We start from the raw sequence: 11,123 nt of genomic DNA, 5'->3' as shown, positions 1-11,123 counted from the left end.
TGGGGAAAGGGAAAATCTTTGCCCAGGCGGGCGTATTCTTCCGGCGGTACAGGCGTGTAAAATATCTGCTGCATGGCGGTCACTTCCAGCAAATATTCTACCTGTTCCACAGCCGGAAGAAAAGGGGTCAGTCACTGGTTGTCATATTCTGGTGAATAGACGGACTGACTGACCTGAAATACCAGCACAATTTGCGAAGCAGTTGCAGATTATTCTGGTATCGGAAATAGTTGCAGATTGTTCAATCTGCGAAAATGGGCAGGGGTTGGGCTAAATCAAAGTGAGAATTGACACCTTTCGGAAGAACGAGATGCCGAACGACTAACCCCCGCACGGCAACCCCTTCCTCATCAAGAACGAGGTCGCCTACCTGCCGGTACATCTCCCTGATGGCTTCCTGGGTGATACGGGGGTAATCCTCAACGCCAGAATATCTCTTCGCTACTTCAGGGTCGCCGTATTTCAGGTCGGGCAGGTAAATATCAACGATTCCCTCAAGGAGCTTGAGAGTGTCCAGGCTTTCATAACCGCTGGTATTGTATACGAGCGGGAGCCTGAAGCCACGGCTTACGGCGATTTCGAGGGCTTCAAGAATGTGCGGCACGAAGTGGGTCGGGCTGACGAGCTGAAGATTATGGCACCCCCGCTCCTGGAACGTGAGCATAAGTTCCGCCAGTTCAGCCGGGTTGATTTGCCTGCCGAAAGATGCGTAGGGTTTAATGACGCAATAGATGCAATGAAGGTGGCAGCCGCTGAAAGTTACTTCCCCAGCTCCCCGCTTCCCTACAAGGAAGGGCTCTATGCCGCGTACCCGGACCATAGACCAGGCGATTTCCATTGCGCCCTTTAGGCAAGCTCCTTCTTCCCCTGCGGCGCGGTTTGCACCGCACCGAAGAGGACAAAGGTCACAGGATGTTAGGCGGTCATAAGCCTCCTTCACCCGCGCCGCCAGTTCTCCAGAGCGAAAAAGCTTGAGGTAAGAGGGTTCCACGTCCACACTATCACCTCCCTACCAGGAGAGGCTTCACTTAATGTACCCCTGCTGTTTAAGCCACTCCCTTAACGGGGACTCCATTCCAGGCACAAATCTTACTCCCTAGGGGGCTGGGGTTTCTGTCAATTTTCATCAAGCAAGCCGAAGGGCCTCTCTACTATCGGCTCATCAAAAATGCTTTCATAGTATTCCCTCAATTTTGCCCCCGTGCCCTGGCTGAAATACTCATCTGGTGTCGTCCTGCCTTTTATCCTGATGAGGTCGTCGATTACTTTCTTAACGTCTTTCTCGCTCAGACCGCCGGCGGCGGCAGCCTCAATCCACCTCGGGTCCCTCAGAATACTGTTGATTGTATAATAAAGCGGGTATTGGTAACCAGCTTTCTTTAATTCGTCATAATTCTTTATTGCCTGGTTAAAGTAAGTGGCGAGTGCTTCCTGTTTAGTCAGTTTTGTTTGTTTTTGCTGCTGCTGTTGGAGTTGTAACCTCTGTAACTGGAGAGCTAAACTCTGTTGTTGATAAGGGGTTGGGCCTAACTCGTAAGGCAACAATGCTTCTTTAGGCGCGTACATATATGGCAGGTAAGCCTTCTCTTTTTCCCACGCCAGCTTCGCCGCTTCCTGCTGGGCTTTTGCTTCGTTTTCAGCCAGGGTAGCGAAATAATCAGCCAGGTTCTGAATGGCCTTCTTCTGTTCAGACGCATTAGACTGCAGGGCATTATATGCATATTGGGCTATCTGGCTGGCCCACTGCGCTTCCAGTTCCCGACCCTGCATTGCCAGCTCTTCGGCGGAAAGTGCAGCCTGCGAAGCTATGTTAGCCAGCGTTGCAGCCCGGTTCGTCTCAAGCTGCTGGTATTCCGGTGCGTAAGCCTCCACCACCTTGCGCTGCTCGTAGGAAGTCAGCGGGGAAGCGCCGAGGCCCCGGGTGAGGGCCGATTTAACTATCCTGTTCCAGTCAGCAGTTTCCTTGCGCTGCGTATTTGCCAGCGCAGTCTGGTAGGCGGCTTCGGCAAGTCTCCGCTGCTGGTCGGCCTGCTCCTGAATCCTTTTCAGGTTCAGCCCGAGTCTTTCTCTCGCCACGTCCATCAGCGGGCCGTAAACCTGCATCAGGGCTTCGGCCTGCTGCTTCACTTCTTCAGCGGTCGGCTGTTTCGGCTGGTAGGTCGCGGCGTAAGTTTGATAAGCCTGCGCCAGCTGGGAGGGCGTAGCATACATTTTCCCACCCACCGTGGTCAGCGCATCACGCTGCAACTTTAACCCGCCGGGTAGCTCAACTGTACCCGTAGCCTGGTTATAAGAAACCTGCCCCCCGGGGAAGTAGCTCCTTATCCACTGGGCACCTTCCGGCACGGGATTGGGAATATAGGCCCTGCCGCCTTCCATGTAAAACTCTCCGGGCTTATACGTCCTGCCCAGGGCCTTTAAAACGCCGCCCTGGTAAACGGCGTTAGGGTCAAGTTCTCGCGCCCATACGTAACCTTCGGGAATTTTCCTCTGCTTGTTATAAGTCGATATAAGCGCATCCATGTATTGCCTGTCGTTGTAAGCCATTTTAATCATCCTCCTTTTCAGGCGGCAGGTAGATGAACTCCTTCTTCGCGAACTCCTGCGCCATGAGGTCGCACATGTGCCTCAGTCCCGCTCTCTTTAGAAAGTCCGGCTCGTTCTTTACGTGCGGCTGCTCCACCAGGTCCAGGTACACCCTGCTTCTTGTCCTCAGCGCGTTCACCACGGCCCTGTCCAGGCTTTCCTCGAACTTCCGCTGCGCCTTCAGCTCCGCGCTCATTTTCGGCAGGTGCTTCTCCCAGTACCTCCGGGCCTCTTCTTTCCACTCCTGTCCTACCGGGCTCTCCAGTATCTCCTGGTCGCTGTCCTCCAGGTAGTACACCCTCGCTACCCTCCTTCCACTTTTCTTTTATTTTACCTGATGGGGAAGGGCCTGCCGCATGTCGGGCAGGGTTCCTCTTCTCGGGCAAAAAAGATGTCCTGAAAATCCTGAATGGTCAGGTCTCGCCGGTACGATTCGCGCCAGGCGATAAGGAGGCTTTCCAGGAACCTTCTCGGAAGGGAAACAAAGAGGTCGAACAAAAATCCTTCTTCGTCCGGGCTGAGAAGCCTCCCAAAAACTAATGGCAGGATTTGGAGTATCTTGTTTTTGTGGTCACATGGGTTATCGCAAAAGTACAGGAAAAAGATATTACGCGCAACTTTGCGCCCCTGCTTTATCCTGATGTTTCTGCGTCTTTCGCGCCACTTACGCAGATAGGCTGCTTGTTTTTCCGGATTCTTATAGCTCACCAAACTCACCTTCCACGCACCGAAGCAGCAGGCCAGTTAGTCCTCCCACCCATAATACTTTTTGCCGTCCTCGACGGTCCAGAACTTCACCGGCAGGTAACGCTGGATGGCCTCGCAGTCCCGCTCTATCTCGGATAAAGAAATGTGCTCCGCCTCCGCCGGGAATACCCTTCCCCGCAGCCAGGCCGGATGGCCAATTCCCCTGCCGTCCTCGTCGGCAAGGATGGCCAGGGCAAGGGCCAAAAAACGCTGGCGAAGGGTCAGGTAACAAAATTCGTCATGGTTGAAAACTTTTTCCGGGGACATCCGGTAATTCCTCCTTTGCTTTTATCTGAATACAACCCAAAGGCCGGTAATAAAACATAGGGCGTAGAACGTCCAGAGGGCAATTGCCAGTTTATCCACGTTTTTTCTCCCTCCTTTCCGCCGCCACCCTGGGGGACGTTTATTACAGGATGGGCCTCCTTTCAGCGGTCCTACTCGATACCCTTAAACCTGCTCAAAAAGAACCGGTTCCTTTCCCAGTCCGCCGGGGTTTCCTTGCGCCAGCTTGAAAACAGGTTCCAGCCTACATACCAGGAAACTCCGCACCTCTCGCAGACAAAGAAATTGGCTTTTTCGATGTTAATTGGACCTTCGCCAGGATAGCAGCACACCGGACAATCAAACCTTGCGTCCCGCTTCAAAACTCCATGCCGCTTTAACCAGGCTTTCACCGCTTCAATCACGATCAGCACCTTCCTTAATTTTCGGTCCCCGGGCCGCCCGGGCTCGCTTCATATACTTCCCCCGCCGAACCGCTTCCGTCCATAAGGCCGGATCTTTAGCCAGCAGTCGGGACAGTTCCGGTTCGGTGAGAAATAAGGTTGCTTTGGTCATCTTGATCGCGATCAGTTTTTCTCGTTTTGGTCTGCCGGCCAGGTGGGGGGTTTGTTCCTCCATAACAGGGGCCTCCTTTCTTAATCAGCCGCATTTCGCCACCCCTCGGGGGAATACCATCTGCCGCCGCCCGCATCCACCACCGCTTGGGGTGAAGAAAAAACCTCATCCAGCACCGCCGCTTTGTCCTCGGGCAACTGCCAGACCCGCTCGCACTGGAATGCCTTGATGATTTCATCCGCCGTCAGCGGTCGCTGCTCCCGGTATGCTGTAACCACGCCCCGAACGGCCCTCTCGAAAGCCGCCGCCGCCTTCCGGCAGCCGTCCATGTCCCTGGTCCGATATGCCCGGTCAAACTGTTGCTCTGCTTCGGTGATGGCTTCCACCAGCTCCGGGCAGTGTTTCTCAGCCCAGGGTATGGACCCGGTGACGTAGGTGTTTTTCGCCCGTTCAAGGACCTCCCGGAACAGGGCTTCGGCACGGGTAGGATCAAAGGGTTCCTCTGTACCGATAATGCTCAGGAGTTTTTCACGCAACGCCACGGTGACCACCTCAAATTTTTTTTTCGCAAGGGGCTTTTACCCGACAAAATTGCCTCCGCCCTACAGCCGCAAGACTTATATTTGTCAAAGGGCACCCGACATTTACCCGACATTTACCCGACAAAATTAATTCAGAAATGCTCGGCCGGAATTTTGTCGGGTATTTGTCAGGTATTTGTCGGGTGGGGTTCTGACAAATATAACCCGCATGGCTGTAGGGCTGAAGCATTTTTGTCAATTTTGTCGGGTAGTTTTTAAGTAACGCGAATCATAAAAACGCTTTTCCTCCGGCCACGGCCACCGCCATGTTCCTGGAAATATCCCAGGCCGCGCTTTTTCATGACTTCGAGTAGCGATTTAGCATCATCAGCCGTCTTACATATACCAGCACGGGCAAGCTCTCGCGGTGTAACTCCATCCTTGCCGTGTTTCCTGCACCACTCCACCACCCGGCGGATCCCCTTGTCCTCAGGGTCCTCTTTTAACTGCCGGTATACCCGCCGGGCATGGGACTTAAAATAATCTACCAGCAGCCAGGCTTTGGCCATACTCTTCTTGTCCACCGCCCCGCTGGTGGTTTCTCCCGAAACCAGCCTGCACATGTGAATAATCAGGGCCAGCCTCGCGGCCTGGGACGGCATCTTTGCCCAGGGCCCTTGCAGGTTCTCCGGGAAGTCCGGGGCCATGCGCTCCCTGGTGTTCTCGTTGTAGCACTCTACCCACAGCGAATAAGCATCAGGGGTTAGGGTTACCACCTGGGGGGTACCATCGGCATTGGGCTCCAGCTTCCAAAGTTTTTCAAACACCTCTCGGTATTGCTTTCGGGCCGTTTCGCTCATGGTTTCCTCCGTCCACCACTGGGGCACCGGGTCGGGATAGCTAAATAATATCCGGTGAATAAACCCATCTTCTCCCCGCCCGCGCTCGTCTACCAGGGTATCCAGCACCGCCGGAGGCATGCAGCCCGTTACCGCCAGAAAGGGACTAGGGAGGATAAGCGGGGCCTTCTTAACCCGGTTTACTTTCGTGGTGGTACCGCTCCAGAAGGACAGGTAATATTCCCGGTCAGCTCCCCGTCCGCCTTTGTATTGGTTAAGACCGTTTACCCAGGCCGTAAGTTCGTCCAGGAGAAGGAGCATCCCCCTGGGGTTCTGGCTCAAGGCCTGGGCCAGGGCTTCGGTGGTGGTGTCGGTAGTGAAAATTTCCCGCATGACAGGCTCCTCGGGCCTCCTGGGTTTTGCCTCCCCAGCCATCCTTGCCTGGGCGCATTCCGCCTCCCATTGGGCCATATCTTCCTCATACTTCTGAATGGCTTTTTCATATTCTCGGGCCATCTGCTTCTGAAGCTCTTTCACGGGGGCCGCTGCTTCTCCCTGGGCCGGGCTTTTCCCGCTCCCCGGTGCGGCAATGATGTTGGTGTAAAGGTTGGCCTTAAACCGCCAGCCCGGTTTAACCTGTAGGATTCTGCTGTTGCCGATAGCCACACCAAGCACCGTAAGCATTGGCACGGCAATAAAATCCGGGGGACAGCTATTCGCCCGGGCCGCCTCCGTCACCAGGGGGACCAGGCAATCCGGCAGGGCCTCCAGGGGGAAGGGCTGCACCTCTTCCAACGGGGGCACCACCGGCATGGCCATACCCAGGACTATGGGAGAGGTAACCCGCTCCTGGCACCCCCGGCAGTATGCCCCGAAGTCTTGCCGGATTCGCTGGCATGTATAGGGGCCGGTATCTTCCAGGGCATGCTTAATCTTCTCGTCAGTTTCCCGTGGGTTGTATTTGGGATATGGCCTGGACAGTTCATGACACAGTTCCGGGCCGCCGTCAGTCCGGGCCATGATGGTCAGCATCGCGTACCATTCCGGTTCGCTTAACGCGGCCGCATCGTCCCGGCAATGCCGGATAAAGGCGCATCGTTCCAGGATAAGGGCCGCCTCGGGCCTGTCCTCTTCCCCGGTGGGCTCCCGCCTGGTGGTCCCTCTCTCCTGTCGGGGCACTTTGGCCGCCAGCGCATCAATGGCCTGGGCAATCTCTTTGTACCCGTACCGCCGGGCAGGTTCAAACTCCAGCACCCGCACGGGCACCGGCTCTGCTCCTTTGTGGTTCAAAGTTCCGGGTACTCGCAGCACCCGGGCCAGGTCGGAAGTGTTATCTAACTTCCACCCCCTGGCACCGGCCAGGGCTATGAATGCTTGCTGGAAGCGGGCCACCAGGGCGACGGCCTGCTCTCGCTCGGCATTGTTCCGGAATGTCCATAGCTGTCTGAACAGCCAGTAAACGTGTAAGCCGCCGCCCGAATGCACAACGATTGACGGGGGCAGGGGAAATTCGGTCAGGAAGTCCCTGGCTTCTTCAAAAGTGGGCAGGTTCGTGGCCGTATGCGTACCACCCTGGCAGTCTATGTCAAGCCACAGGCCGGGGATGGCTATAACTCTATCAACTTTGCCACGCTGGTTGCTGGCCAGCTTCTGCCCCTGGAGGCCTATGCCGTAGTAAACGTCAAAACTCCCGGCCAGCTCCCGGCACCTCGCTGCTACCTCCGGGATATTGTGGGTCTCGTACCACCGGGGAAGTTTGTCTTGCTTTGTCCAGATGACCAGCCAGCCGGGAGCATCCTGGCCGTAGAGTGCAAAGAAAAACTGGTCAATGTCGCCTGCTTGTGCTATCATAGGGATAGAAAAACCTCCTTCAAATAGTCCCCTTTCCGCGCCCGGCCTGCCCGCCGGGGCTTTATTTTTCAACAGCCCTTTCCGCTTCCGCTTCCAACCAACGCCGAAAGGAATCTCGCGGAATGCGGAAAGCCCGCCCTAAACGAACATTTGGGATTCTCTTAGCCCGGCAAAGCTCCCGAATCCGGGCCTGGCCGTAGCCGGTAATTTCGGCAACCTCTTTAACTCCCAAGGTCAATGGAAGCTCATCCCAGTTTGTGAACATTGCCGCACCACCTACCGGGCTGGTTGGGTTTCGTCAACCCTTTTGAAAAGCATATCCTCCGGCACGCCCAGGGCCTCTGAAAGCCTCCGCCTGTAGCTGGGATAGGGAGGGATGTGGCCGGCCAGCAGTTTGCCGATGGTCGCGGGGTGAATTTGCGCCATGAAACCAAGCCTGGTTTTGGAGAGCCCTCGTTCCTTCATAACCTTTTCAACGTAGAACATGGCAAAAACCCCCTTCAGTAGCTTCTTGGTTCTATGGTATAATACTCGTGACATATGGGGACATTTCTCGGGCCTTGTGCGGCAAGGGCTTCCGGGCACGGGGTGGGAGTAAAAACCATGAAACCCGCGCCGTTACTGGGGTTTAGCTTTGTCAATACCTTTTTGGGGGTGATTTTTCTGAACCGGCTGGGGAGCTTGTGCGCAAGCGGGGAGGTCGTGCTCAGGGGCTATGAAAAGGTCTACAGGGAAGGAGAAACCTTCATCTGTGAGGGGCAGGAATTTCAGCCCCGGGTGCAGGCCATTCCTGAAGGGTTCTGGAAGCAGGTCCGACAACTGCACTTCGCCCTGCATGACGGCAGGGACGGCCAGGTTTGCGATTTTCTGAAACAGTATGGCACAATCCCCGGGCAGGATGATTTGGAGGGCCTGGTTCATCCGATTCGGGGAACCCAAATAACCATGAGGACGATAGAAGTAGCTCTAGGTTATTTTATCAGTCTGACTTCGCTGTTCGATAACATCACCGTGGGGAATACAGGGTATATCCGGGAAACACTCGGTGGGAACAAAAGCAGCCCGGAACCGTGGGTGGTTTACCTGCCCGAAAACGGCTTCTCGCCGTACCAGTTCTTTTATGCCCCTCCCCCGCAGGAGGACGGCCTTTACCGCCTCGACGACGATGACCGCCTTCTCCGCGAAGAGGTTTACAGGGCCATCCTCACTGCCGTTGAAGACTGGCTTCGCCGCATCCCGTGGAGACTTACCACCCTGGGTGCGGGAAAAGGGGCCGTCCGGCATGCGTGGAGTTTTCTCGCCACCAACTGGTTTCAGGCCGCCGTGCTGTCCTGGTACCTGGAAAGGGTCGCCTGCCTCGAACCGTGTGTTTGCGGTTGCGGCCGGCCAGCCAGGCCGGGGAGTAAGTATGCTGACGAAAAATGCGCAGCCCGGCACCGGAAGAGACAACAGCGGGAGCGCAAAGGGGAGGCAAGAAAGTTTTGTCCCACCTGCGGACAGGTCCTTTCGGATTCTGAAGCAAGAAGAAGGGTTGGACAAAAACGCCCCCGGCAATAATCCTCCGCCGGGGGCTTCCGTACACCTTATAAACCCGCCAGCCCTTGTCCTGCCTGGCCTGGCGGGCCTATTGTCGTACGACAATTTTACGACAATCCACTTGAAAAAGTGCTGAAATTATGGGTGTTACCTGAAACTCCCAAAACCCGCAAAGCCGCATAAATACTGGCTTTTGACTTTAACTGACGTTAACTGAAACTCACTCCGCCAAAATCGCACTCTAGAGGTCGGGGGTTCGAGTCCCCTTGCCTCCACCAGGAAAGTCAAGGCTTTGTGGGATCGGCAAGCGGTTTTTATGTAAGCTTGCCCACAAATTTGCCCACAAGCCTTTTTTGTTCAACGTGTCGCAAGCCTGTTTCCAGTTCGAGCTGGCAGGTCACCGGTTTTTTCTTGCTGGTCAGATAGTAGTGTACAGCCTGGAAACTGTACTGCTTTGCTGCCAGAGCCTGAACAATGGCTTCTTCCACCGCTTCAACGCCATATTCCATAACCAGACCCAGCACCTGGGCCAGTTCGTAGCTTTGAGCCCGGGCCGAAGGTGTTCTTTCAGCTGGTTTAAGCCAGGTGGCAGGACTGCCTGTCGTAAGGGCAGGGCATTTTGCAAAGAACGGGGCTTTTTCACCAGCAACGGCAGGTAGTGCTCCCATTCCAGCCTGGTTTTGTTTTGCTGGTAACAGCGTGGGTGACAGGCTATTTCCCTGGAGCGGTAATAGATCTTCACTTGAAAGGGATAACCCTTCACCGTTACTGTTTTACCGGCCAGGGCCACCGGTACCGAATAACGGTTCCGGTCAAACTTAACCAGGCTCAGGCTATCCACCTCTGCCGTTCTGGTCCGGGCGTAGTCGAACTCCCTGGCCGGCAGGGGGGTCAGGTGCTGTTGTTCCAGGGTGAGCGCTTCTTTGACCGTAGTGGGGCGATATTGCAGGTGCTTGTCCTGGTATTTCAGGCATCTTTTGTCCAGTTCGGGCTGCAACTCTTCTATGGCGTTAACATTCGGCACTGGAACGAAGATGTTCCGGCGAATGTAGCCGACCAGCCCTTCGGCCAGACCCTTTTCATGAGCTGCTCCGGGGTTGCAAAAGTCCGCTTGAAAGGCATAGTGGCTGCGCAGGGCCAGGAAGTCCTTCTGCAGGCTCTGTACATATTTCCCCCAGCCGTCTTTTACTGCCGTTTTAAGATTGTCGTATATCAGCCGCTTTGATATACCGCCGAAAAAGTTGAAGGCTAAAACATGGCCGGCCAGAAAATTGTCGCTGCTCTGGTTGGGAAAAACGATCAGTTTCACAGTATCATTTTGTTTACCACGGCTCCCAGGGTGGATCAGTTTGACAATATCACAGGGGCTAAAAATGGATCAGTTTTATAGTAGCAAATACAAAAGTTTTCATGATTATCAAGAAGCATACCATCTTGAATAATGTAGAGACGACCTCCTGTTTCTTTTTGATATTTTATCTCTAAATCAATAGCAAGGTTAAATTCCTTAATATAATCTTTTAGAGGCAACATCTTTCCCACCCCAAATCAAAAAGAATATATAGCCTAAGCATTTGTGTTCGGTTAAGCCCTGGATATACCAATAACAGCCAGAGATAGGACTTTGTCCCTGGAAAATAAATAGCGGGAATTGTTCTTTGAAAAGAAGGAGTATGCCCCTCTCTTTGACGCTGAGATCAAAACCATGCGCGTCGGCTCCTGGGTTAAGGATAACATCCTCCTGTTTGATCTCGGCTATTTCAAGTACGAGTTGTTCAGCAGGATTAGAAGGAATAAAGGCTACTTCGTAAGCAGGCTCAAGCAATCGGCCAACCCGACCATCGTCTCGGTGCTGCGTGACTACCGGGGTAATCCGGTCGACATTGCTGGCAAAAAGCTCAAGGAGATCCTCCCCCGGCTTAAAGGGGAGGTAATCGACGTTGAGGTGGAGGTCTCCATCAAAGGCAAAGTCAAGAAAACCGAGAAAGACGGGGCGTTCGAGATCTATCGTCCCACGTGCGGCACACCGAAGGTTAAAGAAACCTTCCGCCTGGTGGGAGTGCTCGATGAGGAAAGCAAGACGTATCATTTCTACCTCACCAACATCACGCCGGAACAGCTTTCAGCAGAGGATGTGGCGCTCCTTTACCGGGCGCGCTGGAGTATCGAACTGGTTTTCAAGGAACTAAAGCGCCTTTATCAG

13 protein-coding genes and 1 pseudogene are annotated in these 11,123 nt (G+C 54.5%); 2 read left to right on the top strand and 12 right to left on the bottom strand.

What is annotated here, in order from left to right; translation table 11 throughout:
* Nucleotides 1–241 precede the first annotated feature (241 nt).
* The 10 genes from BUB44_RS14450 to BUB44_RS14400 form a co-directional block, all read right to left on the bottom strand.
* Complete coding sequence (locus BUB44_RS14450; protein WP_073167609.1) at nucleotides 242–997, bottom strand: radical SAM protein; 756 nt, start codon at nucleotides 995–997, stop codon at nucleotides 242–244.
* 119 nt (nucleotides 998–1,116) lie between these two features.
* Complete coding sequence (locus BUB44_RS14445; RefSeq protein ID WP_073167606.1) at nucleotides 1,117–2,547, bottom strand: hypothetical protein; 1,431 nt, start codon at nucleotides 2,545–2,547, stop codon at nucleotides 1,117–1,119.
* 1 nt (nucleotide 2,548) lies between these two features.
* Entirely contained in the window at nucleotides 2,549–2,884 is a 336-nt protein-coding gene (locus BUB44_RS14440) for a hypothetical protein (RefSeq protein ID WP_073167603.1), read from the bottom strand.
* A 446-nt stretch (nucleotides 2,885–3,330) separates the two neighbouring features.
* Nucleotides 3,331–3,600, bottom strand: coding sequence for a hypothetical protein (locus tag BUB44_RS14430; RefSeq protein ID WP_073167598.1), 270 nt, complete (start codon nucleotides 3,598–3,600; stop codon nucleotides 3,331–3,333).
* A gap of 170 nt (nucleotides 3,601–3,770) precedes the next feature.
* Complete coding sequence (locus BUB44_RS14425) at nucleotides 3,771–4,022, bottom strand: hypothetical protein (protein WP_073167595.1); 252 nt, start codon at nucleotides 4,020–4,022, stop codon at nucleotides 3,771–3,773.
* On the bottom strand, nucleotides 4,015–4,236 hold the full coding sequence (locus BUB44_RS14420) for a hypothetical protein (protein ID WP_073167592.1): 222 nt from the start codon (nucleotides 4,234–4,236) through the stop codon (nucleotides 4,015–4,017). The genes BUB44_RS14425 and BUB44_RS14420 overlap by 8 nt, the downstream gene beginning before the upstream one ends.
* Before the next feature lie 17 nt (nucleotides 4,237–4,253).
* The gene (locus tag BUB44_RS14415; protein ID WP_131821646.1) at nucleotides 4,254–4,715 is read right to left on the bottom strand and encodes a hypothetical protein; all 462 of its coding nucleotides are present in this window, start codon (nucleotides 4,713–4,715) and stop codon (nucleotides 4,254–4,256) included.
* 254 nt (nucleotides 4,716–4,969) lie between these two features.
* A complete protein-coding gene (locus BUB44_RS14410; RefSeq protein ID WP_073167587.1) occupies nucleotides 4,970–7,384 on the bottom strand; it encodes a YfjI family protein in 2,415 nt (804 codons plus the stop codon).
* 61 nt (nucleotides 7,385–7,445) lie between these two features.
* On the bottom strand, nucleotides 7,446–7,649 hold the full coding sequence (locus BUB44_RS14405; RefSeq protein ID WP_073167585.1) for a helix-turn-helix domain-containing protein: 204 nt from the start codon (nucleotides 7,647–7,649) through the stop codon (nucleotides 7,446–7,448).
* 11 nt (nucleotides 7,650–7,660) lie between these two features.
* Nucleotides 7,661–7,870: a helix-turn-helix domain-containing protein gene (locus BUB44_RS14400; RefSeq protein WP_073167582.1), complete on the bottom strand. Its 210-nt coding sequence runs from the start codon at nucleotides 7,868–7,870 to the stop codon at nucleotides 7,661–7,663.
* A 117-nt stretch (nucleotides 7,871–7,987) separates the two neighbouring features.
* On the opposite strand from BUB44_RS14400, the gene BUB44_RS14395 reads away from it, so the two are divergent.
* Nucleotides 7,988–8,941 carry a hypothetical protein gene (locus BUB44_RS14395; protein WP_073167580.1) on the top strand — a complete coding sequence of 318 codons (954 nt, stop codon included), beginning with the start codon at nucleotides 7,988–7,990 and terminating at the stop codon, nucleotides 8,939–8,941.
* A gap of 397 nt (nucleotides 8,942–9,338) precedes the next feature.
* On the opposite strand, the gene BUB44_RS14390 is transcribed toward BUB44_RS14395, so the two are convergent.
* Both BUB44_RS14390 and BUB44_RS14385 read right to left on the bottom strand, forming a co-directional pair.
* Nucleotides 9,339–10,229, bottom strand: coding sequence for a Mu transposase domain-containing protein (locus tag BUB44_RS14390; RefSeq protein WP_073167577.1), 891 nt, complete (start codon nucleotides 10,227–10,229; stop codon nucleotides 9,339–9,341).
* A gap of 35 nt (nucleotides 10,230–10,264) precedes the next feature.
* Entirely contained in the window at nucleotides 10,265–10,450 is a 186-nt protein-coding gene (locus BUB44_RS14385) for a hypothetical protein (RefSeq protein ID WP_131821645.1), read from the bottom strand.
* A gap of 160 nt (nucleotides 10,451–10,610) precedes the next feature.
* Here BUB44_RS14385 and BUB44_RS14380 point away from each other — a divergent pair.
* Nucleotides 10,611–11,123 (top strand): annotated as a pseudogene (locus tag BUB44_RS14380) (IS4 family transposase); the annotation flags it as partial.

Source organism: Desulfofundulus australicus DSM 11792, assembly GCF_900129285.1.
In the GTDB taxonomy this organism is placed as follows: Bacteria; Bacillota; Desulfotomaculia; order Desulfotomaculales; family Desulfovirgulaceae; genus Desulfofundulus; species Desulfofundulus australicus.
Note: the sequence above shows the minus strand (reverse complement) of the source record. Positions and strands in the feature narration are given on the sequence as shown.